General features: G+C 62.4%; 16 protein-coding genes and 1 tRNA gene. 11 read left to right on the top strand and 6 right to left on the bottom strand.

The annotated features are described in order from the left end of the window. Nucleotides 1-54 precede the first annotated feature (54 nt). Nucleotides 55-1,254, bottom strand: a complete 1,200-nt coding sequence (locus I2F59_RS00205) for an MraY family glycosyltransferase (protein ID WP_195502674.1) — start codon at nucleotides 1,252-1,254, stop codon at nucleotides 55-57. A 535-nt stretch (nucleotides 1,255-1,789) separates the two neighbouring features. On the opposite strand from I2F59_RS00205, the gene I2F59_RS00200 reads away from it, so the two are divergent. The 5 genes from I2F59_RS00200 (at nucleotide 1,790) to proB (ending at nucleotide 6,309) form a co-directional block, all read left to right on the top strand. Beyond that, the gene (locus tag I2F59_RS00200) at nucleotides 1,790-2,728 is read left to right on the top strand and encodes a radical SAM protein (RefSeq protein WP_195502673.1); all 939 of its coding nucleotides are present in this window, start codon (nucleotides 1,790-1,792) and stop codon (nucleotides 2,726-2,728) included. A 194-nt stretch (nucleotides 2,729-2,922) separates the two neighbouring features. Next, nucleotides 2,923-2,995, top strand: a tRNA-Ala gene (locus I2F59_RS00195). A gap of 64 nt (nucleotides 2,996-3,059) precedes the next feature. Next, nucleotides 3,060-3,512, top strand: coding sequence for a hypothetical protein (locus I2F59_RS00190; RefSeq protein ID WP_195502672.1), 453 nt, complete (start codon nucleotides 3,060-3,062; stop codon nucleotides 3,510-3,512). Nucleotides 3,513-3,594: 82 nt separating this feature from the next. Further along, a complete protein-coding gene (locus I2F59_RS00185) occupies nucleotides 3,595-5,100 on the top strand; it encodes a nicotinate phosphoribosyltransferase (protein WP_035137238.1) in 1,506 nt (501 codons plus the stop codon). Between the two features lie 81 nt (nucleotides 5,101-5,181). Then, nucleotides 5,182-6,309 carry a glutamate 5-kinase gene (proB, locus tag I2F59_RS00180; RefSeq protein WP_195235027.1) on the top strand — a complete coding sequence of 376 codons (1,128 nt, stop codon included), beginning with the start codon at nucleotides 5,182-5,184 and terminating at the stop codon, nucleotides 6,307-6,309. A 209-nt stretch (nucleotides 6,310-6,518) separates the two neighbouring features. Here the strand turns inward: proB and I2F59_RS00175 are convergent, their stop codons facing one another. Further along, nucleotides 6,519-7,937, bottom strand: a complete 1,419-nt coding sequence (locus I2F59_RS00175) for an alpha/beta fold hydrolase (protein ID WP_195502671.1) — start codon at nucleotides 7,935-7,937, stop codon at nucleotides 6,519-6,521. Between the two features lie 112 nt (nucleotides 7,938-8,049). On the opposite strand from I2F59_RS00175, the gene I2F59_RS00170 reads away from it, so the two are divergent. Next, complete coding sequence (locus I2F59_RS00170) at nucleotides 8,050-9,336, top strand: glutamate-5-semialdehyde dehydrogenase (RefSeq protein ID WP_195502670.1); 1,287 nt, start codon at nucleotides 8,050-8,052, stop codon at nucleotides 9,334-9,336. 70 nt (nucleotides 9,337-9,406) lie between these two features. On the opposite strand, the gene I2F59_RS00165 is transcribed toward I2F59_RS00170, so the two are convergent. Together I2F59_RS00165 and I2F59_RS00160 are read right to left on the bottom strand one after the other, a co-directional pair. Further along, on the bottom strand, nucleotides 9,407-10,006 hold the full coding sequence (locus tag I2F59_RS00165) for an HD domain-containing protein (protein ID WP_161145052.1): 600 nt from the start codon (nucleotides 10,004-10,006) through the stop codon (nucleotides 9,407-9,409). A 108-nt stretch (nucleotides 10,007-10,114) separates the two neighbouring features. Beyond that, nucleotides 10,115-10,600 carry a CarD family transcriptional regulator gene (locus tag I2F59_RS00160; RefSeq protein WP_006235480.1) on the bottom strand — a complete coding sequence of 162 codons (486 nt, stop codon included), beginning with the start codon at nucleotides 10,598-10,600 and terminating at the stop codon, nucleotides 10,115-10,117. A gap of 342 nt (nucleotides 10,601-10,942) precedes the next feature. Between I2F59_RS00160 and argS the strand changes: the two genes are divergently transcribed. The 5 genes from argS (at nucleotide 10,943) to I2F59_RS00135 (ending at nucleotide 19,596) form a co-directional block, all read left to right on the top strand. Beyond that, nucleotides 10,943-12,796 (top strand): arginine--tRNA ligase, encoded by a 1,854-nt coding sequence (gene argS, locus I2F59_RS00155; RefSeq protein WP_195502669.1) that lies wholly within the window; start codon nucleotides 10,943-10,945, stop codon nucleotides 12,794-12,796. Between the two features lie 511 nt (nucleotides 12,797-13,307). Then, a complete protein-coding gene (locus I2F59_RS00150) occupies nucleotides 13,308-14,546 on the top strand; it encodes an IS110 family RNA-guided transposase (RefSeq protein WP_195502668.1) in 1,239 nt (412 codons plus the stop codon). Nucleotides 14,547-14,887: 341 nt separating this feature from the next. Then, the gene (gene rho / locus I2F59_RS00145) at nucleotides 14,888-17,425 is read left to right on the top strand and encodes a transcription termination factor Rho (protein WP_271755701.1); all 2,538 of its coding nucleotides are present in this window, start codon (nucleotides 14,888-14,890) and stop codon (nucleotides 17,423-17,425) included. A 313-nt stretch (nucleotides 17,426-17,738) separates the two neighbouring features. Continuing rightward, the gene (locus tag I2F59_RS00140) at nucleotides 17,739-19,139 is read left to right on the top strand and encodes a hypothetical protein (RefSeq protein ID WP_195502666.1); all 1,401 of its coding nucleotides are present in this window, start codon (nucleotides 17,739-17,741) and stop codon (nucleotides 19,137-19,139) included. 7 nt (nucleotides 19,140-19,146) lie between these two features. Further along, on the top strand, nucleotides 19,147-19,596 hold the full coding sequence (locus tag I2F59_RS00135) for a VanZ family protein (RefSeq protein ID WP_006235485.1): 450 nt from the start codon (nucleotides 19,147-19,149) through the stop codon (nucleotides 19,594-19,596). A gap of 114 nt (nucleotides 19,597-19,710) precedes the next feature. On the opposite strand, the gene I2F59_RS00130 is transcribed toward I2F59_RS00135, so the two are convergent. Continuing rightward, nucleotides 19,711-20,601, bottom strand: coding sequence for an ROK family protein (locus tag I2F59_RS00130; RefSeq protein ID WP_195502664.1), 891 nt, complete (start codon nucleotides 20,599-20,601; stop codon nucleotides 19,711-19,713). 141 nt (nucleotides 20,602-20,742) lie between these two features. Beyond that, the gene (locus tag I2F59_RS00125) at nucleotides 20,743-21,924 is read right to left on the bottom strand and encodes a pyridoxal phosphate-dependent aminotransferase (protein WP_195502662.1); all 1,182 of its coding nucleotides are present in this window, start codon (nucleotides 21,922-21,924) and stop codon (nucleotides 20,743-20,745) included. Nucleotides 21,925-22,089: the final 165 nt, after the last annotated feature.

Here is a 22,089-nt window from a genome sequence, read left to right as displayed (position 1 = left end):
GCGGCGCGGCTGCGCTTGGCCAGCGTTGCCTGGGCGCATCCTCGGCAGCTTATCCTAGAGCTTGTGGTGACGCTCTTCTTTACGTCCCTCGGCTGCCTGCTCCTCCTGCTTAAAGGCGGGGTCGTCGGGGGTTACCAGCTCGTCTTCGTGCGTGCGTTTGTTGTAATGGTGGCGTAGCACAGGTTCAAACAGGTGCAGGTGCTTGGCGAAGGCCGTCGAGCCAATGGCGAGCACGACAAAGATGAGCACGCGCGTGGGCACCTCGACCTGATTGATTGCGGCGGCGCCGGCCGAAAGCATGATGCACCAGGCGTAAATGAGCAGCACGGCCTGCTTTTGGTTGTAGCCCTCTTGGATCAGGCGGTGGTGGATGTGGCCCTTGTCGGCCTGCCCGATGCTAATGTGGGCGCGCTTGCGACGCACGATGGCGCTGAACGTGTCGATGATGGGCACGCCTGCCACGATGAGCGGGATGATGAGGGAGGTGAGCGCGGCGGTGCGGCTCACGTTGAGCAGCGAGATGGAGCCCAAAGCGAAGCCCAGCAGCAGCGACCCCGAGTCGCCCAAGAAGATGCTCGCGGGGTTGAAGTTGTAATGCAGAAAAGCCACGCACGAGCCAAAGAGCGCGATGGAGAGCGCGGCGGCGTCGATACGGCCCGAAAGCATGGCCATCGTGAACATGGTGAACGATGCGATGCCGCAAATGCCCGTGGCCAGGCCGTCGAGGCCGTCGATGAGGTTGATGATGTTGGTGAACGCCACTAGGTAGATCACGGTGATGGGGTAGGCGAGCCAGCCAAGCATGATCTCGCCGGGGGCAAACGGGTTGATGATGACGCCGATTTTTAAGCCGCCGATGCAGGCGATGAGCGCGGCGAGCACCTGGCCGGCCAGCTTTTGCTTGGGCTTGAGCTGGAAGACATCATCGATCGCGCCGGTCGCAAAGATCACGGTAAAGGAGAGTGCCAGCACGGGGTAGCTGATGTGAAGGCGCGGGTGCGGTACCAAAACGGGCGGCCAGCCCAGGTACCAGGTGCCTAGGATCTGCACAATGCAGGCGACGACGAGGCCCAAAAAGACCGCCGTGCCGCCCATGCGCGGGATGGGTTTAGTGTTAATGCGGCGCTTTGAGGGATAGTCGACGGCGTCGAGCTTAATCGCCAGACGCTTGACCAGGGGTACCGTGAGAAAGGTCGTGATAAAGGCAGCGGCCGCCACGCATAAGTACGGTATGAAGCTCGTGGAGGAAGCCATGAATCAAAAAACCGCCAAGCGTCGAAGGAAAAGGTCAAAGGGCGCTACGCGCAAAAGGGCATAGCTGACCCATGATACTCGACCGAGGGGGTGCGGGGGTTTGTGCCGTGCGATTATCACGTGCTTATCAGATATTGGGATGTTGGCGGGGGTTCTGCCGAGTGCCGTTGGGTGTCATACGGAATCTGCGATGGCAATTTTTGGCAAAATCGGCAAAAGAAAACCACCCCCCACGTTACGAAAATGAACCCACCTAAAACAGGTGGGTGCCCTCATCGACTGTTCCAGCGTCCTTAACAACGAAGGATACCTGTACTAAGTACGACTGTGTGGGCTCCCTAAATAAACGCGACGGTTCACCCAGTTGCTCCGCGGGGGGCGGAATACCTACATCATAAAGCGGCACTTTGTTGATTCCAGTCTTGACATTACAAAAATCGTGTCGGACGATTACGGCGCCTTGGGCTTGGAACCGTCTGTGCTGTCCGGGGCTTTACGTTTGAGCTGCTGAATCGTTGTTTTGGAGCATGTTTTTATGCCGACGTCGTTGACCGAACTTTTTTCGTCCGCTTGCCATTTGTGTCCACGTCGTTGCGGCGCGGCACGCGACGAGGGCGCGCGCGGCGTGTGCGGCGCCGACGACACGCTTAAGGTCGCCCGCGCGGCGCTCCATATGTGGGAGGAGCCACCCATTTCGGGTGAGGCCGGCTCGGGCACGATCTTCTTTAGCGGCTGTTCGCTCAAATGCGTCTACTGCCAAAACCACGAGATTTCGACGGGCAATTTTGGGCTTGAGATTACGCCTCAGCGTTTAGTCGAGATTATGCTGGAGCTGCAGGACCAGGGCGCCAACAACATCAACCTGGTGACTGCGACGCATTATGCTCACCTGCTGCCGGTCGCGATTGCCGCAGCGAGGGAGCGCGGGCTGGACATCCCGATCGTTTACAACACGAGCGGCTATGAGCGGGCGAGTGCCGTAGCTGCGCTCGGCGATTTGGTCGACGTGTGGCTTACCGACTTTAAGTATGCAGATGCGGCGCTTGCGCAGTCGCTCTCTCATATTCAGGACTACCCGCGTGTGGCCGTGTCGGGCCTGGCACAGATGGCGCGCGAGATTAAGCGCCGCGGGGGAGAGCTGGTGGACGAGGACGGGCTCATGAAGCGCGGCATGATCGTGCGTCATCTGGTGCTGCCGGGTCATGCGGACGATTCGTGCCGCGTGCTGGACCTGGTGTGGCAGACGGTGGGTGACGTGCCGATTTCGGTCATGAACCAGTACACGCCCAATGCGCTCATGCGCGAGCAAGGCGGCGAGTTGGCGCGCGCCGTGACGCGCGAGGAGTACGAGCAGGTGCTCGATCATGCCGACGACTTGGGCTTTACGACGATGTTCTGGCAAGAAGGCGGAGCGGTAGACGAGAGCTTTACCCCGGCGTTCGACACCACTGGCGTCCTCACCAGCGCAAAGTAGTGCGTTTGCCGATGATTTTTCTGGGACGGGGATAAAAAAATCATTAGGTACGCAATGATTTTTTAATCCCCGTCCCAGAAAAATCATCGGTAGTAGTGCCTGCTCGAAAAGTAGTCAAAAAAGCCCCGTCCCAAAAAGACTGGGTATTGGGCGTTGACAGTTGGCGAGCCGTAGGTAAAATATCAACTTGTCCTGGGGACGTAGCTCAGTTGGGAGAGCGCTGCCGTCGCATGGCAGAGGCCGAGGGTTCGACTCCCTTCGTCTCCACCCTTGGATTTGATAAGCCGCTGACATTGTGTCGGCGGCTTTTTTTAAAAGAAAGGGCTGTACCATGGCCGAGCTTGAATCCCAACCACTGTCTGCCGAGGAGCGCGCCGAGTTGGAAGAGCTCCGCGCCGAGAAGGCTCGTCGCGAGGCCCAGGAAGAGGCACGCCGCGAGCGTGAGGAGCTGGCCGCCCTGCGCGCCGAGCGCGAGAAGGCCGAGGAGGCCGCTGCGAAGGCTGCATCCGAGCCCGCGCCCGCGCCCAAGCCCTCCACCGCGAAGCCCGCGCCCACTGCACCCAAACCTCAGCCTAAAAAGGCCGCTCGTCCCAAGCCCGTCGAGCCCAAACCGAGCCGTGACGAGATGACCTTTGCCCAGCGCATGGTCACCTCCAAGGAGCCTACGGGCGAGAATGAGATCCCCGGCATGGCTCCGGCTCAAAAAATCATCATCGTGCTCGCCCTCATCGCGTTTATCGTCTTTATGGTTTACACGATCACGGGCAGCATGGGCCTGCACTAACCTGTTCGCGCCGGGCTCCATGCCCGTACGTCCGCCTCGTCCAACCATCAACCTCTGCACCACACATCCGAAAGGTCGCCCCATGGCTTTGACCGACATCTCGCATCCCACCGACATTGCAATGCTCACCGATCTGTACGAGCTCACTATGGCCCAGGGCCTGTGGGAGAGCGGCAAGGCCAATGAGCAGGGTTGTTTTACCGCGTTTTACCGCGACCATCCCTTTGGCAGCGCCTATGCCGTCATGTGCGGCACCGCCGAGCTGCCCGAGCTCGTCGAGAACCTGCGCTTTACGCCCGAGGATATCGACTACCTCGCCTCGCTTGAGGCCCCTGCCGGCGGCGCGATGTTCAAGTCCGCATTCCTCGACTACCTGCGCGATTTTCGTGCGCATGTAAATATCGACGCCGTCCCCGAGGGCGAGCTCGTCTTTCCGCGCGAGCCCATGGTGCGCGTCACCGGTCCTGCGCTCGAGTGCCAGCTGCTTGAGACGGCGCTGCTCAACATCGTCGGGTTCCAGACGCTTGTCGCCACCAAGACGGCGCGCGTGGTGCTCGCCGCCGACGGTCGCCCCGTGGCGGAGTTTGGCCTGCGCCGCGCCCAGGGTCCCGATGGCGGCCTGGCCGTTGCGCGCGCGAGCTACGTTGCCGGCTGCTCCTCTACGTCCAATGTGCTCGCCGGCCGCCGCTATGGTATTCCCGTCTTTGGCACGCATGCGCACAGCTGGGTGATGAGCTTCGATTCCGAGCTCGAGGCCTTCCGCGCCTTTGCCAAGTCGAGCCCCAAGAACTGTACGCTGCTCATCGACACCTATGACGTGCGCGAGGGCTGCGAGCATGCCATTACGGTTGCCAAGGAGATGGAGGCGGTGGGCGAGCGTCTGTCGGCTATTCGCATCGACTCCGGCGACCTCGCCAAGCTCTCCAAGTATGTTCGCGGCCGTTTTGATGCCGAGGGCCTGCCCTATGTGGGGATCTCGGTTTCCAACGATCTTGACGAGTACACGATTCAGTCGCTGCTGGACCAGGGCGCGCCCATCGATAGCTTTGGCGTGGGTACCAAGCTCGCGACCTGCTATGACCAGCCGGCGCTGGGTGGCGTGTACAAGCTTTCCGCCCGCCGTGCGAGCGAGGCAGATCCATGGACGCCGGTGGTCAAGCTCTCCGAGCAGCCCTACAAGCGCACGATCCCGGGCGTGCAGCGCGTGCGCCGTTATTACGACGGCTTTGGCGGCCCGGTCTGCGACATGATCTACGACGAGGACCATCTGGCGGGGGAGGGCGCCGCGCGCGGCAATACCCTCGTGGCCGTGAATGATGCCGCCCTGGTGACCGATGTGTCGGAGCTTGAGTATCGCGAGCTGCTGGTGCCGATCGTGCGCGATGGCAGTGCAGTGGCTCCGCGTGAGAGCATCCAGGACGCGCGCGAGCGCTGTGTTTGGGCGCTCGATCATCTGGACGCAGCTTTCAAGCGCTTCCTGTACCCGCAGACCTATGTGGTGGGCATGGAGCAGGGCCTGGCTCAGGTACGCGACGAGCTCGTGCGCAAGAACATGGCCGCGGCCTCTGCCTTTCCCTGGGCAAAATGATCCGCATGCGACGGAGGAAAACGGATCATTTTTCTCGCTTGCCCGTTCGTCCGTTCGCTGAACAGTCGATTGGTTTGACGTATGACGACTTCTTATAAAACGATGGTGGTAAAGATCGGTTCGTCCACGGTGGTGGGCGCCGACGGCAAGGTCAACCGCACCTTTATCGGCGGGCTTGCCGATCAGGCCGCAGCCCTGCGCAAGCTCGGCTGGCGCCTGGTCGTGGTGAGCTCGGGCGCTATCGCCTGCGGCTATCCCGTGTTGGGCTTCGACCGCAAGCCGGTCGGCGACCTGCCGAGCCTGCAGGCCTGCGCCTCGGCTGGTCAGTGCATCATCTCGTCGGCCTACGACGAGGAATTCCATGCACGGGATCTGCTCACCTCGCTCGTGCTGCTCACGCGTCACGACACGGCGCGTCGCACGTCCTACCTGCACGCGCGCGACGCCCTGCTGCGCCTGGTGGAGCTGGGCGTGGTGCCGGTCGTCAACGAGAACGACACCGTTACCGTCGACGAGATCAAGTTTGGCGACAACGACACACTGGCGGCGCTTGTGAGCTGCCTGGTTTCTGCCGATCTGTGCGTGACGCTCTCGGACATCGATGGCCTCTATACTGCCAATCCGCATGAGGACCCCACGGCCGAGTTTGTTCCTGTCGTGCATAAGATCGATGCCAAGATTATTGCCTCGGCGGGCGATTCTTCCACATCGGTGGGCACGGGCGGCATGATTACCAAGATTCGCGCGAGCCGCATCCTGATGACGGCGGGCATTCAGAGCGTGATTTGCTCGGGCGAGGAGCCCGATGCGCTCGTGCGCCTCGCCCGCGGCGAGAGCGTGGGCACGCTGTTCGATCCGCCGGCGGAGCGTCTGGACATCGCACCCCGCAAGCTGTGGATCGCACTGGGCGACAAGGCGCATGGCTCGGTGACGGTCGATGATGGTGCTGCGAAGGCGCTGGTCAGCCGTGGTTCTTCCCTGCTTGCGGTGGGTATTCGCGAGGTCGATGGCCAGTTTGCCGAGGGCGATGTGCTCGACGTGTGCGACCCGAGCGGTATGGTTGTCGCCCGCGGTATCGCCGAGGCCGATTCGGACGTGCTGGAACTTGCTGCCGGTCGCCGCCAGGACCAGATCGCCAGCAACCGCCTGCTCGCTAACCTGGCCGAGAAGCCGGCGATACACAGGGATAATTTAATCGTCTTCGCATAACCAATTGACGCTGCAAACGCCCCTAAGCGGCAATCTGACGTTCAATCGTCGGGCATGACCAAAAGGTCAATGCCCTCCTCTTTCACGTCACCTTGCTCGCTTAGGGGCGTTTTCGCTTTCCGTTCTCTACCTGCGGCATTGTCGTTGCCGGCACTTGTTCGGCACTTGGGGACGTTCTTTTTGTGCCGGCAGGTGGGGACACTCCTTTGCTAGAAGATCCGGCGCAGGTCTCCGCGGTTGAGGGCTTCGTCGAAGAGGTGCTTGAACACCACGCTGCCGTGCAGACCGTCGTGCTCGAACTCGTTGGTCACCCAGGCATGCGAGTCGCCCACGCGGCTGAGCGTATCGAGCTGCAAGCCCGAATCGACGTACATGTCGTCGAAATACACCGCGGCCTGGAGCGGCACCTCGTTGCACGCCAGTCGCTGCGGGTCGTAGATCTTGTCCCAGCTGGTGTCTTCCATCAGCAGGTCCATGGCGGGTTTGAAGGGCTTGAGCTCGGGCATCTGCTCGAACATCCACGGGAACATTGCCTCGCCGGTAAACATGAGCGGGCGCGCGAGGGTGTCGAACTCGGCGCGGTGTGCCTTCTCTTCGGCCGCGGCCCAACCAATGGGCATAGTGTCGCCGTCGGCGTAGATGAACTCCTGCAGTGTCCAGTACAGCGGGTTTGTACGCGTGTTGGTGCGCTCGAAGGCGCGCATCAAAAAGCTGTCAGATACCGAGGCGCCGCAGGCCAGCGTGCCGTCGCCGTCGGCAAAAGCGTGATCGACAATCCAATGCATGCGCTCAAAGCTCGGCTTCATACCAAAGTCGCTGCCCATGAGCTGTAGGCGCTCGACCGTCATCGGTGAGCCGTCGGGCAGCACGGGCTTCTGGGCCTCGAGCGCATCGGCCAGTGCCGCCACGCGCTCGACGTCGGCGGGGTAGCGGTCGTAATACTGCTGAGTCTTGGCCGCCATGCGCGGGAAGGTGTGCGCGTAGACCTCGCTTGCGCTCGCTGGCACGTGTGGAATGCCGCCGCAGGTAAAGCTCGCCGCCACGCCTTCGGGGAAGAGCGACAGATAGCTCAACGTCAAAAAGCCGCCGTAGCTCTGCCCGAGTGTGACCCAGGGCTTGCCGCCAAAGCCCACCAGGCGCAGGTACTCAAAATCGCGCACGATGGAGCTGGCGAGGTGGCGCTTGAGGAAGTCAGCCTGCGAGCGTGCGGCATCGGAGCCGGCCGCCGTCGCGCGCTCGCCCAGTGCGGCAATCGTGCGCCCGTCCACGCAGCAACTGCGTCCGGTGCCGCGCTGGTCGGGAAGGACCACGCGGAAGTGCTTGACGGCCTCCTCGATCCAGCCGTCGCTTGTGGGCGACAGCGGACGCGGGCTCTCGCCGCCGGGGCCGCCCTGCAAAAACAGGAGCAGCGGCAGATCGTCGTTGATGCGGTCGGGCGCGCAAACCACGCGGTAGAAGAGCTTGATGCTCTCGGGCGCGCCGGCGATGGGTGCCGGCATAGCGCCGCGGCGCATGGTGCTGCCGACGGCCAGGAGCATCGGCTCCAGGCCGCGCCAGTCAAGGGGGACGTCGATGCTGTGGTCCTCGACGTAAAGGCCGGGGACGTGGTACGAAGTGATGAGGGCCATGTGAGTCTTCCGTTCGTTGCGGTGTTTCGGGTTGACCAATTCTACCGCCGCGGGCGAGGCCATGCGCAAATCGGCTACCATGGTTGCAAACTTCTAGGAGAAAGGGCCGCCCATGTCGGTCGATATAGCCACGTATGTCCACGATCTTGCCGTTGCCGCCAAGGCAGCGTCGGCCTCGCTTGCCACGGCGAGCGATGAGCAGCGCCAGGAGGCCGTGCGCGCCATGGCCGCAGCACTGCGCAACGGTGTCGACTCCATCGTCGCCGCCAACGAGCTCGATATGTCCGCCGCGCGCGATGCGGGCACCTCGGCCGGACTGCTCGATCGCCTGCTGCTGACGCCCGAGCGCGTCGAGGGCATGACCGCCGGCCTGGAAAAGCTCGCCGAGCTGCCCGATCCCGTGGGCCGCGTGCTCGACCACCGCGTGCTTGCAAGTGGCGTGGACCTGACCCGTGTGAGTGTGCCGCTGGGCCTGGTCGCTATGGTCTACGAGGCGCGCCCCAACGTGACGGCCGACGCCGCAGGCATCTGCATCCGTACCGGCAACGCCTGCATTCTGCGCGGCGGCTCGCTGGCCTATCACTCGTGTGCCATGATTTCTGAGCTGCTGGCCGATGCGCTCGAGGCCAAGGGCTTCCCGCGCGAGGCTGTGTCGATGATCGAGTCCACCGACCGCGAGGCCACCGGCGAGCTCATGAAGCTCCGCGGTATTGTCGACGTACTCATTCCGCGCGGCGGTGCAGGCCTGATCCAGCACTGCGTGCGCGAGTCGCTTGTGCCGGTGATCGAGACGGGCACGGGCAACTGCCACATCTACGTGCATGAATCCGCCGACTTTGATAAGGCGCTCAACATTATCGTTAATGCCAAGACCCAGCGCGTAGGCGTGTGCAATGCCGCCGAGTCGCTGCTGGTCGACCGTGCTGTGGCCGATGCGTTTTTGCCCGCGGTCGTGACCGTGCTGCATGACCACGGCGTGCTGATTCACGGCGACGAGGCAACCTGCGCCGCATGCGCCGATGCCGGGCTTGTGGAGGGCGATGACTACGTCGCCGCGACTGAGGAGGACTGGGGTCGCGAGTACCTGGCGCTCGAGATGAGCGTGAAGGTCGTGGCAAACGAGGACGAGGCCATCGCACACATCAACCGCTACGGCACGATGCACTCCGAGGCCATCGTTGCCGAGGACACGGATGCTTGCGAGCGCTTCCTGGATGCGGTCGATGCCTCGGCCGTGTACGCCAACGCCAGCACGCGCTTCACCGACGGCGGCGAGTTTGGCCTGGGCGCCGAGATCGGCATCTCGACCCAAAAGCTCCACGCCCGTGGCCCCTTTGCCGCCGAGGCCCTCACCACCTACAAATACAAGCTCCGCGGCACCGGCCAGGTCCGTCCCTAACGCCCGCGCAAACAAAAACCACCACAAAGGTGCCTGTCCCCTTTGTGGTGGTTTTAGGTGGCGTTGACGGTTAGGCCTGGAAGGTATCTCGGTCGGGGGCGAAGGACTGCATGGCCGCGATGGTGCGGTCAAAGAGCTCGGGGAGCTCCCAGCCCAACATCTCGGCGCCCTGCGAAATCACGTCGCGCGAGCAGCCGGCGGCAAAGCGTTTGTCCTTGAACTTCTTCTTGAGCGACTTAGTCGTAAAGTCCATAACGCTCTTGCTCGGGCGCATGATGACGGCAGCGCCGATCAGGCCGGTGAGCTCATCGCAGGCAAACAGGATCTTTTCCATCTGCAGCTCGGGCTTGGGTAGTGAGGTGTTGAAGTCCGACGTGTGCGTCTGGATGGCGCGAATGAGCTCGGGAGACGCACCTTCGCCCTCAAGAATCTCGGCAGCATAGATGGTGTGGTTAATGGGGTCGTCCTCATGCTCCTCCCAATCCAGGTCGTGCAGCAGACCGACGATGCCCCAAAACTCCTCGTTCTCGGGGTCGAACTCGCGCGCAAAGTAGCGCATAGTGCCCTCGACCGTCTCGCCATGGGTGATATGGAACGGGTCCTTGTTGTGCTCATTGAGCAGTTCGAACGCGCGGTCGCGGGTGATTCCGGCGGTAAGCGGCTCTGCCATAAGAGACTCCTTGTGCTCGTGGGTATCGATAAGAATGAATACTACTAGAACAAGAAAACCACCACAAAGGTGCCTGTTCCCTTTGTGGTGGTTTTTGGCGCGGATGGGTTAGTTGAGGGCGGCTTGGGCTAGGCGGGCTTCGGCGGCCTCCTCGGTGACGCCAAGGGCCACGGCGAACTCCTCGATGGAGCGGCGTTTGGCCTCCTTGAGTACGCGCATGTAGTAGGAGCTGGGTTTTTTATCAGCTTCCTCGGCCTGGCGAATGCGGTGCATCATGGTCTTTGCCACGCGGACCGTCTCGGGCGCGCCCAGCTTGAGCTGCTGCTTAAAGTGTGTCTCCTCAAGCGAGCTGTTGCGCTCGGTAAAGGTGTCGCACTCCAGCTCGTCATAGTGGCTCAGCAGGTGCTCGGCATCTTGCTGAGAGATGGCGGCGTGCAGACGGTCGGCCTGCGCCACGGGGTACATGAGGATCGTCTGCGCATGTCCCTGCTTGGTCTCGAGCAGCAGCATGGGCTGCGGTGTGTCGTCCCTAAAACCGACGACGGTGCAGACTCCCTGGCCCGGATGAATGACGTGTTGACCGATTGAGAACATGCTACCTCCAACTTATACGAATTTACGTATGTCTAGAATAACACGCTGACGTGCGCAAACCCGTACTTTATGCAGGAAAAGCACACAACTCTGATAGGTAAGAGTATTCGATAACAGACGCAGCTCATTCACACCTTTATGCATTTTCAACGCCTGCATAATCTGCAGGCAGACCGGCATCTTTGAGTGACTCCATACAAGCTGTAGTCATTTTTGTGCATATGCAATATCTATTAGCTTTACCCTGCGACAGTGCCCGTCGCTTGTGATAGAGTGCTACAAACTCTGGCTTTTGCCCTACGAGTGACCAAGAGCTCGGGGGCTTTAACACAAGGAGGATCTATGCCCGAGAAGATTGAAGAGCTGGTACGTGCTGCGCTTGCTGCGGCCCAGGAGGCCGGCGACCTTTCCGCATTTGAACTTGACGATTGCGCTATCGAGCGACCGGCTGACACTTCTCATGGCGAGTGGACCTCTACCATGGCCCTGAAGTCCGCCAAGCTGGCCCACTGCGCCCCGCGCAAGATCGCCGAGGCCATCGTTGCCCATATGCCCGAGGACCCCGCGATCGAGAAGGTCGAGATCGCAGGCCCCGGCTTCATCAACTTCTACCTCTCCGTTGCCGTCAAGAATGCCATCTTTGGCGAGGCTCGCGAGAAGGGTATGGACTTCGCTAAGTCCAACGTCGGTGGTGGCCTGAAGACCCAGGTCGAGTTCGTTTCCGCCAACCCCGTCGGCCCCATGCACATCGGCCACGGCCGCTGGGCCGCGCTGGGCGACTCGCTCTGCCGCGTTATGGATCACGCCGGTTACGACATCCAGCGTGAGTTCTACATCAACGACCACGGCTCTCAGATGAACACCTTCGGCAACTCCATCAGCACGCGCTATATGCAGCTTGCCGACATCATCGCCAAGCAGGGCGTGGATATCGACGAGGCTCACAAGCTGCTGATCGCCGACCGCGACGCCTTTGTTGCCGACGAGAACGACGAGCATCCCGAGACCCATCCGTATCAGGACAACTTTGCCGAGACCCTGGGCAAGGACTCCTATGGCGGCGACTACATCATCGACGAGGCTGCCGAGTTCTGGCGCACCGACGGCGACAAGTGGGTCGAGGCCGATCCGCAGGAGCGCATGGAGAGCTTCCGCGAGCGCGGCTACGTTAAGATGGTCGACAACATGCGCGACCTCTGCCACGCCGTCAATTGCGACTTCGATCGTTGGTACTCCGAGCGTTCGCTGTACGTGAAGGACACCGAGGGTGAGACCGCCGGCACCTCCGCCGTCGACCGCGCTTTTGAGAAGCTCGACAAGATGGGCTACCTCTATACCAAGGACGGCGCCCTGTGGTTCCGCTCCACCGACCTGGGCGACGACAAGGACCGCGTCCTGATCAAGTCCGATGGCGAGTACACCTACTTCGCCTCCGACGTTGCCTATCACTGGGATAAGTTCCAGCGCGTCGACCATGTCATCGACATCTGGGGCGCCGACCACCACGGCTACATCGAGCGCGTCCGTTGCGTCTGCGACGCTCTGGGTTACCCCGGCAAGTTCGAGGTTCTGCTGGGCCAGCTCGTCAACCTGCTGCGCAACGGCAAGCCCGTCCGTATGTCCAAGCGCAAGGGCACCATGGTGACCCTGCAGGAGCTCGTCGACGAGGTTGGCTCCGACGCCGCTCGTTACACGCTCATCTCCAAGAGCTCCAACCAGATGGTCGACTTCGATATCGAGGCCGTTAAGAAGCGCGACAACTCCAACCCGGTGTACTACGTGCAGTACGCTCACGCCCGCGTGTGCTCCATCCTGCGTCGTGCCGCCGACGTTACCGCCGAGCAGGCTGACGAGATGGGCATGAAGGCCGTCGCCGCCAAGGCCATCGGTGAGAACGTCGATTACTCGCTGCTGACCGACCCGACCGAGCTCGCCCTTTCGCGTAAGCTCAACGAGCTCACCGACCTCATCGCCAGCTGCGCTCGCGACCGCGCCCCGTTCCGTCTGACGCACTTTGCCGAGGAGCTCGCCGGCGACTTCCACAGCTTCTACGCTGCCTGCCAGGTGCTGCCGAGCGAGGGCCGTCCCGTCGACCCCGAGCTTTCGCGCGCCCGTCTGGCCGCTTGCGACGCCGTCCGCGTAACGCTCGCCCTGGTGCTCACCCTTGTTGGTGTCTCCGCTCCCGAGCAGATGTAAGCTGCGGGTCATTTGACCGTGTAGGTTCGGCTTTGCTGAGCCCTATAAGCCCGATCTCCATGCGGAGGTCGGGCTTTTTGCATAAACGCCGGCGTATTGACGAATTTGGGGCTGCTGGAAATACGAAACTATGCCGGTTTACTACGATGAATTGAGAAATGCCAACCACGCCGGCTTTTCGCTAAAAAGTGCAAGGCATCTACCTGCACTGATAATTGTTCTCGGGGGAAGCGGGCACTGCGGGGCGCGGCGACAGCGCGCGATTTCCGCGTCGCAGCGCTACCCTGATGCTGAAAGCCGGGGCGATGACCCACTGACCTGCTGACGCCTCTTCGGCCGTCCTCAAATCCGACCTGTCTCGCCCCGGCTTCCGCGACCCGGAGTCCTGCCATGACCTAATAGGAGCATGAGCGCGGACAATCGGACAAGCCAACTGGATTGTAGCGCTCCCGTCAGTGCAATGTCTGGGAGACTCGGGCGCGGGGCAGGCGGCAGACCGAGGGGAGCGAAAATGGAAGGCGAAACTGTCATCGCAGGCGTCGACACGCACAAGGACGTGCACGTCCTGTGCCTGCTCGACGGCCTCGGGAGGAAGATCCGGAGCGGGAGCTTCAGGGCCGACCCCGAAGGCTACGACAGGCTGGCGGAGGCGATAGGCGACCCGGGCAGCTGCTTGGTCGTCGGCGTCGAGGGCACGGCATCGTACGGGGCCGGGCTGACGAGGAGGCTCGCGGAGCTCGGGTACAACGTGGTCGAGGTGCTCAGGCCCAAGAGGGACAAGGCGAGGCCCGGCGAGGGGAAGAGCGACCCGCTGGACGCCGAGCGCGCGGCGCGCAAGGCGGCGTCCGGGAGGGGCTGCTCCGTGCCGAAGTCGCAGGACGGCTGGGTCGAGGCGGTGCGCCAGCTCTACGTCGCGCGCAGGCTGGCCGTCGCGACGTCCACGTCCTGCGTGGCCTGCGCGAAGTCGATGCTCACGACGGCCCCGGGCGCCCTGAGGGAGCGGTTCAGGGGCTGCGAGCGGCCGAAGGACCTCATGCCGCTGCTCGCGCGCAGGAGGAAGGCGGCCAGCGCGCTCGAGGAGAGCGTGCTGGCCTCGCTGCGGTCCGTCGCGACGGTCTGGAAGGAGGCCCGCAGCCAGGTCGAGTCCCTCGACGCGCGCATCCGCGCGCTGCTGGAGGCGAACGCGCCCGCGCTGCTCGGCGTCGAGGGCTGCGGCACGACGACCGCCGCCGCCCTGGTCGTGGCCGCCGGCGACAACCCCGGCAGGCTGAAGGGCGAGGCGGCGTTCTCGATGCTGTGCGGCGTCTCCCCGATCCCCGCGTCGAGCGGGAAGACGGACCGGCACAGGCTCAACCGCGGCGGCAACCGGCAGGCGAACTGGGCGCTCTACGAGATCGCGATCAAGCGCATGGCGTACGACGAGAGGACGAGGAGGTACGTGGCGAGGCGGACCTCCGAGGGGAAGTCCCGGCGGGAGGCGGTCCGCTGCCTGAAGCGCTACATAGCGCGGGAGGTGTACCGCGTGCTCATGGACCCGAACCCCGACGGCGCCGCGCCGGAAGGCCCCGAGCTCGCGAAGATGCGCAAGGCGATGCGGGTGACTCAGAAGAAAGCCGCCGCGGAGCTCGGCCTGTCCGCAGCCACACTCGGGCACTTGGAACGGGGGAAACGGCGGTCGACGAAACTGGAGAGGAGGTATTACGAGCTCCTGTGCGAATTGGAGAGAGCGCTCCCGCAAACTGCCTCTTGACAACTTATGGGAGCGTCGGTTTTAGTTCAACAAGTTTCGGAGTGGTCGCGGTTGAGCGATTCATCGTAGTAAACCGCCATAGTTTTGGCGGAGGCAGTCAGATTTGTGGGCGGTAAACCAAAGAGTGTCCCTTTTGAATAGTCGTTTAAGAACGTCCCCAATGACTAAGTTGCAGGTGACGGCGGTTGTGTTACACTAACGCTGCGTATATGACGCAAATATCTCGATACAGATCAATGATGTCCGTCGGTATTTGACGGAGCTAGACTGTTTAGCCGCCCTGAAGGTTTATGCAGGGAGCATGTGATCACAGGGCTTGAAAAGAAAGTTGAGCAAACACTGTGTCTGATCAACAGCAAGAAAACGAAATAACGACGACGCAGGCCGCTCCCGCTGCACCGGTTGCGTCGGACCAGGTCGCGGCGCCCGCGCAAGCCTCGGCTCCTGAGACGCCTACGCCTGCAACGGCTGAGAAGGCCGTGCCTGCAACTGGTGAGGAGGCTGTTCCGGCAAAGCCCAAGCGCACGCGCCGCGCGGCCAAGCCTGTCGCTGACGGCGAGGAGGTCACCAAACCCAAGCGCCGTACCACGCGCACGACGCGCGCCAAGCGCACCGTTGCAGCTGACTCCTCGGCGCCGATTTCCGATGAGGTCGCGCAGGCACGTGCGTTGGCGCAGATTAGCGAGGCTCAGGTGGTGCGCGCCCGCCGTCGTGCTGCCGAGCGTGAGGCCGCGGCTCTGACTGAGCTCGCAGCTCCGTCTTTACCCGAGACGTCTGCCGCCGACCAGCCGACCGAGAAGCCGGCACCGCGCACGCGCCGTCGCACGGCTGCTAAGGCCGAGCAGGTTGCTGAACAGGTAACCCCCGAGCTCACTGAGGCTTCGGTCCGTTCCGCAGCGGGGGAGGACGCATCGCCTGCTGAGCCCGCTGCGCCTGTCGAGGCCAGCGAAGTTCCCGTTGTCGATCCGGCTTTGCGCCCGCACCGTCGCGGTCGCAAGCCCAAGGCCTTCGTCGAGGCCGAGAAGGCCGCAGCCGCGGCCGCCGCCGCTCGGGATGCTGCGGCGACCGCCGAGTCTGCAACCGCTGCCGACGCGCCCGTCCAGGATGCTACGACTTCCGAGGCCGCTCCCGCCGATGCCGAGCCCGCCGACGTCCGTCCCGGTCGCAGCCGTCGTACTGCTGCTAAGCGCACGTCCAAGGCCAAGGCTGCCAAGAAGGGCGCGTCCGAGGATTCCGCCGAGACGACCGCCGATGCATCGATTGATGCCGCTGAGTCCCAGGACGTCGAACAGCCTGCGCCCGAGAAGCCCAAGCGCGGTCGTAAGAAGTCCGCTAAGTCCAAGGCGTCCGAGCGGCAGGCTGATGTCGAAGCGCAGATCGATTCCGGCGCCGAGGCCAATGACGCCGCTGCGGCCAATGCCGACGCCGCCGCAACCGATGGCGCCGCGCCCGCCGAGGCCGAAGACGGCGTTCGCCCCAACCGTCGCCAGCACAAGCGCAATGACGACCGCAGCGACCGCAAGGACGAGCGCAACAACGACCGTCGTAACCGCCAGCGCGATCGCAAACAGCGCAACAAGGAGCGCAACGCCGCCCCCACCGAGCCCACGCTTTCGCGCGAGGAGCTCGCGGCCATGAAGGTCGCCGAGCTGCGCGAGAAGGCCAAGGAGTTCGAGATTGAGACGACCGGCAAGAAGAAGGCCGAACTCGTCGAAGAGATCTACACCACCGCCGCGAAGGCCGAGGGCTTCCGCGACATCAAGGGCATCCTGCAGATTCGCCCGGATAGCTCCGGCATCATCCATGCTCACGGCTACATGAAGTCCAACGACGACGCCTTCGTGCCCGCCTACCTCATCCGCTCCGCGCGCCTGCGCACGGGCGACGTCATCGAGGGCTCGCTTCGTCCTTCGCGCGGCGGCGACAAGCGCGCCGGCCTCGCCAAGATCACGACCGTCAACGGTCTGGACCCCGAGCAGATTCGCAATCGCCCCAAGTTTGGTGACCTCACCCCGGTCTATCCCAACGAGCCGCTGCGCATGGAGCACGGCAAGGACTCCATTACCGGTCGCGCCATCGACATCGTGTCGCCGATCGGCAAGGGTCAGCGTGGCCTGATCGTGTCCCCGCCTAAGGCCGGCAAGACCACGATCCTCAAGAAGATCTGCCAGTCTATCTCGATTAACAACCCCGAGGTGCACCTCATCTGCCTGCTCGTCGACGAGCGCCCCGAAGAGGTCACCGATATGCAGCGTTCCATCAAGGGCGAGGTTGTGGCGTCGACCTTCGATATGCCCGCCGACAACCACACTCGTGTGGCAGAGCTCGTCATCGAGCGCGCCAAGCGCATCGTGGAGCTGCGTGGCGACGTCGTGGTGGTGCTCGACTCCATCACGCGTCTTGCCCGCGCCTACAACTTGGCGGCGCCCGCCTCGGGCCGCATCCTTTCGGGCGGCGTCGATTCGGCGGCCCTGTATCCGCCCAAGCGCTTCCTGGGCGCAGCCCGTAATATCGAGAACGGTGGCTCGCTCACCATCCTGGCCTCTGCCCTCATCGACACCGGTTCCAAGATGGACGAGGTCATCTTCGAGGAGTTCAAGGGTACCGGCAACATGGAGCTTAAGCTCGACCGCGACCTGGCCGACCGCCGCATCTTCCCGGCTATCGACCCCGTTGCCTCCGGTACGCGCAACGAAGACCTGTTGGTCGACGAGCAGATGCGTCCGTTTGTCTTTGGTCTGCGTCGCATTCTTGCCGGCATGAACAACACCGAGCGCGCAGCCGCGTCGTTTATCAAGGGTCTTAAGGGCACCAACACCAACCAGGAGTTCCTGGTGCGTTCGGCCAAAAAGCACAGCGACTACGAGCAGACGTTCTAGGTTGTCATCCACGCGCAGCGATAGTCATCAATGCGATAAAGGGTCGGGGCTTTGAGCCTCGGCCCTTTTCCATATCGCCGCTCCGCGCTTATTTTTGACCATAAGACTGGCAAGCAGCAGGTTTCCCGTTTCAATCCGACATCGTCGCTTGCAATCGACAGGGCGGTTTCGCATAATAGCTTTTAAGCTTCGCGACGGAAAACGCAGATGAAACGAACCATATACCGTTGCTTTGGGGCATAGCCCCGCTTCATCTTCTCTCGCGCAGCCAACTGAATGATGCGATTTGGGTGCTGGAAGATGGGGAGAGCTCATGGCTTCTTCTGATGCAACACAACGAGCAGTCCTTGCCGGACTTTCGTGCGGGATCGGCCTTGCCGCTCCCGTGGTTATGTATGCCGCGACGCTGCCGTTTTCGTCGGTGAACGAGACGGTCGTGGCGGGTGCGGTTCCCTTCGCCGTGGGCGCGGTGGCGGGCGTGGGTATCTATGCCGCCTCGCTGGGTATCTCCGAGTACCGTGCGCAGCGTGAAGAGCGTCTGTTCCAGCCTGATGCCATGGGCGGTGCCGCCAATCTCAATCAGCATCAAAGCGAGTTCAAGACCGCCTCGATTCCAGCTCAGCAGCAGGATGCGACTCCTTACGCTGCGGCTTCTGCTTCTCAGGCTCAGGCGGAGCAGTCTACCTCGGCATTCCTTTCCGGCCTGACTGGTGCGTTCCAGCGCCGTCATGCCGATGATGGTGTCCCTACCATCGCTCGAGCCGCAGATGCCATGGACGAGGCCGAGGCTTGGTCCATGATCGACAGTATGCTCGACGACGATTCGCCGGTGAGCTGCGACCCTGCGCACTCGCGCGACGTCTATCAAGTCGCCATCGACGAGCTCACCAACGGCGGGCAGACCGGCTCCTTCAATCGCGACGACATCGCCGCCGCGGCACGCGCCGTGTCTGGCTCCCAGGCCGCCCCTGCGGGCAGCACGGCGGCTTTCGTGGCACTCGTCGCCAACGCGGCAGCCAATAACGCCTACAGCGCTACCTCGGCGGACGCGAACGCTTCTGCCGACAATTCGTACGTTGATGAAGCCATGGCCGCGGACGAGGAGGCCGTTGCCGCCCGCCGTGCCGCCGAAAGCTCGTTGTGGGGCGCTCCTGCCCAGCAGCAGGCGGCTGAGGCTGCGCCGTACAATGCAAACCTCGCCAGCATGCCTATCATCTCCGGTGCCGCGGACATCGATCTCGATGACCTCGATGAGCCTGCAGCCATCACCGCATCGATTGATGCCCAAGATCGCATCAACACCGGCGACCTTCCAGATGCCTCGCTCGAGGTTGATGTCCCCATGGCCGATTACTCGGGCCACGAGGACATGTGGGCCGCCGCCACCGCGATCCTGGATGAGATTGACGAGCCTGCTCCTGTTACGGCCCCCGCTCCCGTCGCTGCCCCTCAGCCTGCTGTCCCCGCCTATGTCGGCCGTCACAGTGCTGTGTTCCCCGAGGATACTGCCCGTATCTCGCGCGAGAGCATCGAGCGAGCCGAGGCTATTGCCGCCGGCATTATGGAAAATCGTCGTCACGAGCGCGTCAATCAGATCCTCGAGGAAGAGATCGAGCGCCTGCAGTCCTCTACCGCCAAGCGTACGGGCCGTGCCTATCTGAGCGTTATCGAGGGCGGTACCGCCAGCTTTGCGCCGCTCCGCGCGGAGGCATAACTTCTGCATGGTTAAGATCAATCGAAAATGGGCGGTCGTGACCTGCCTGATGGCGCTCTTGATCTGGGGCAATTCGCTGGTTCCCGGCTCGGGGTCGGGCTCACTGAGTCTAACGGTCATGGAAGCTATCCGCGGTTTCCTGCACGGCGTGGGACTTCCATATGAATGGGTGACCAACTTTGTTGTTCGCAAGTGCGCGCATTTTACCGAGTATATGGTGCTCGGCATCCTGGCAACGCACGCCTTTGATTTTGAGGGCCGGCGCACCTTTGACGTGCTGCTGCCCACGGCGGTGTTCCTGCTGCTGATTCCTTCGATCGACGAGACGATTCAGCTCTTTGTGCCGGGACGCGCTGGAATGATCACCGATGTGATGATCGACTGCTGTGGAGCGGCAACGGGCGTTGTGCTCCGATATCTCTTACGGTCGCTGATGTGCGCCAAAAAGGCCGCCTAGGACGTATTGTTTGGTCCTAGGCGGCCTTTTTTATTTGAGGGCTTATATGAGGCGTGGTGGCGTCGTTCCGTAGGTCGGATTTGCCGGGCGTGCCACGCCCCGTGGGTGCGTCTGCTACTGAAGCGCCTGTGCGCCCAGGGCCAGGCAGCCCATGATGCCCTGCTTGCCCTCGAGGCTGTTGTTGACGATGTAGCTATCGATGTCGTTGACCTCGGGCGTGACGATATAGCCGTTGAGCATCTCGGCGCACTTTTTGCGTGCGAGCGGCACGATGGGAGTGTGGTCGGCCACGCCGCCGCCGATGATGATCTTTTGCGGCGCGTAGCACAGCGTGTAGGTCATGAGTGCCTGTGCCAGATAGCCGGCGAGCAGGTCCATGGCCTCCGAGTCATCGGCCATGTCTCCGGCGCTCTTGCCATCCCAGCGCTTTTTAACGCCGGGGCCGGCGATGAGGCCCTCGAGACAGTTGTCGTGGAAGGGGCAGGCGCTGTGCTCGCCAATGGTGTCGCGCGGGTCGCGCGTGACCAGGATGTGGCCGGCCTCGGGATGCATCATGCCGTGCACGAGCTGGCCGCCCGAGAGCACGCCGGCGCCCACGCCGGTACCGATGGTCAGATACACAACGTCAGTGAGGCCCTGGGCGCAACCAAAGGTGACCTCGCCCAGGCAGGCGACGTTGACGTCGGTGTCGTAGCCGCAGGGAATATTGAGCTCGTTTTGGATGGTGCCCAGCAGGTCAAAGTAGCGCCATGCCGTTTTGGGCGTCTCCAGGATCTTGCCGTATTGGGGCGAGGCAGGGTTGACTGCGGTGGGGCCAAAGGCGCCGATGCCCAGCGCGGCGATGCCCTTGTCGGCAAACCATGCGTTGACGGCCTCGACGGTCTCCTGCGGAGTCGTGGTCACGATCTGCTCACGCTCCAGGACCGTGCCGTCTGCATAGCCCGTGGCGCAGACCATCTTGGTGCCGCCGGCCTCGAGCGCTCCGATAAGTTGCTGCTCTTCCATAATATTCCTCTCACTGGGACGAGTTGCTCCATGACTAAAGTATAGAGCTCTAAACCATTTAAGAAAGCGCCATAAAAAGAAGCCTCGCAACGCGGCAGGCGGTGCGGGGCTTCTTTAGTTACTTTAGTTGCCGGGCCGTCCTTACCCGCGCGGTTTGATTTTATCACGCAGGGACTTGAGGTTCTCCAGTGCCGCGTTAAGCGTCTCGTCTCGCTTGGCAAAGTGGAAACGAATCAGGTGGTTGACGGGCTCGCGGAAGAAGCTCGAGCCGGGCACGGCGCCCACGCCCACCTTAGACGCGAGGTCCTCGCAGAATTCGAGGTCGCTGTCATAGCCAAACTCAGAGATGTCCATCATGACGTAGTAGGCGCCCTGCGGCACGTTATGCTCAAGACCGATGCTGTCGAGTCCCTGGCAGAACAGGTCGCGTTTGGCGGTATAGAGGTCGAGGACCTCATCGTAATAGCTGTCGTCGAAATTGAGGGCGGTGACGACGGCTTCCTGCAGGGGAGCGGCGGCGCCCACGGTGAGGAAGTCGTGGACCTTTTTGATACGCTCGGTGATTTCGGCAGGGGCGATAGTGTAGCCCAGGCGCCAGCCGGTTATGGAGTAGGTCTTGGACAGCGAGCTGCAGCTGATGGTGCGCTCAAACATGCCAGGCAGCGTGGCCATGTAGACGTGCTCATGGGGTGCGTAGACGATGTGCTCGTATACCTCGTCGGTGATGCAATAGGCGTCGTACTTTTTGCAGAGGTTGGCGATAAAGGTGAGCTCCTCGCGCGTGAAGACCTTGCCGCAGGGGTTGGAAGGGTTGCACAGGACGATGGCCTTGGGGTCGTTGTCGCGGAAGGCAGCCTCGAGCGCCTCGCGGTCAAAGTCGAATGTGGGCGGGTTGAGCGGTACGTAGATGGGCTCGGCACCCGAAAGGATCGTGTCGGCGCCGTAGTTCTCGTAGAATGGCGAGAAGATGACGACCTTGTCGCCGGGGTTCGTGACCGTCATCATGGCGGCCATCATGGCCTCGGTGGAGCCGCAGGTGACTACGATATTCTCGTTGGGATTCACCGGCATGCCCATAAAGTGCTCCTGTTTGGCGGCGAGCGCCTCGCGCATGGCCTGGGAGCCCCAGGTGATGGAGTACTGGTGATAGAGCGGCTTGGGGTCGCTGGCGATGGCGCTGAGGCTGTTGAGCAGCTGCGCCGGGGGATCGAAGTCGGGGAAGCCCTGCGAGAGATTGACAGCGCCATACTTATTGGAGATGCGTGTCATGCGGCGGATGACCGAATCGGTAAACGTTGCCGTGCGGTTGGATAGTTCTTTCATGCCGGTCCTTTCGAGCATTTGCAGTGGGGCAAGTTTACTCCTATGAAACCGGTGGGATTTGCTCGAAATGGTCTCGAAAAACTCTTTTCAAAATTCTTGAAAATTGGGGCTTGCATCGCGTGGCGTTCCTTGCAATAATAGTCGAGCGCGAAGCGCACAGGACAC

The organism is Collinsella aerofaciens, assembly GCF_015556945.1.
GTDB lineage: Bacteria > Actinomycetota > Coriobacteriia > Coriobacteriales > Coriobacteriaceae > Collinsella > Collinsella aerofaciens_AO.
Note: the sequence above shows the minus strand (reverse complement) of the source record. Positions and strands in the feature narration are given on the sequence as shown.

Excerpts from the sequence above, each read along its gene's own strand:
- argS (WP_195502669.1), top strand. The coding sequence starts at position 10,943 with ATGCCCGAGAAGATTGAAGAGCTGGTACGTGCTGCGCTTGCTGCGGCC.
- I2F59_RS00130 (WP_195502664.1), bottom strand. The coding sequence starts at position 20,601 with ATGGAAGAGCAGCAACTTATCGGAGCGCTCGAGGCCGGCGGCACCAAG.
- I2F59_RS00175 (WP_195502671.1), bottom strand. The coding sequence starts at position 7,937 with ATGGCCCTCATCACTTCGTACCACGTCCCCGGCCTTTACGTCGAGGAC.
- I2F59_RS00135 (WP_006235485.1), top strand. The coding sequence starts at position 19,147 with ATGGTTAAGATCAATCGAAAATGGGCGGTCGTGACCTGCCTGATGGCG.
- I2F59_RS00190 (WP_195502672.1), top strand. The coding sequence starts at position 3,060 with ATGGCCGAGCTTGAATCCCAACCACTGTCTGCCGAGGAGCGCGCCGAG.
- I2F59_RS00140 (WP_195502666.1), top strand. The coding sequence starts at position 17,739 with ATGGCTTCTTCTGATGCAACACAACGAGCAGTCCTTGCCGGACTTTCG.
- I2F59_RS00205 (WP_195502674.1), bottom strand. The coding sequence starts at position 1,254 with ATGGCTTCCTCCACGAGCTTCATACCGTACTTATGCGTGGCGGCCGCT.
- I2F59_RS00170 (WP_195502670.1), top strand. The coding sequence starts at position 8,050 with ATGTCGGTCGATATAGCCACGTATGTCCACGATCTTGCCGTTGCCGCC.
- I2F59_RS00150 (WP_195502668.1), top strand. The coding sequence starts at position 13,308 with ATGGAAGGCGAAACTGTCATCGCAGGCGTCGACACGCACAAGGACGTG.
- I2F59_RS00200 (WP_195502673.1), top strand. The coding sequence starts at position 1,790 with ATGCCGACGTCGTTGACCGAACTTTTTTCGTCCGCTTGCCATTTGTGT.
- I2F59_RS00125 (WP_195502662.1), bottom strand. The coding sequence starts at position 21,924 with ATGAAAGAACTATCCAACCGCACGGCAACGTTTACCGATTCGGTCATC.
- I2F59_RS00160 (WP_006235480.1), bottom strand. The coding sequence starts at position 10,600 with ATGTTCTCAATCGGTCAACACGTCATTCATCCGGGCCAGGGAGTCTGC.
- I2F59_RS00165 (WP_161145052.1), bottom strand. The coding sequence starts at position 10,006 with ATGGCAGAGCCGCTTACCGCCGGAATCACCCGCGACCGCGCGTTCGAA.
- I2F59_RS00185 (WP_035137238.1), top strand. The coding sequence starts at position 3,595 with ATGGCTTTGACCGACATCTCGCATCCCACCGACATTGCAATGCTCACC.
- proB (WP_195235027.1), top strand. The coding sequence starts at position 5,182 with ATGACGACTTCTTATAAAACGATGGTGGTAAAGATCGGTTCGTCCACG.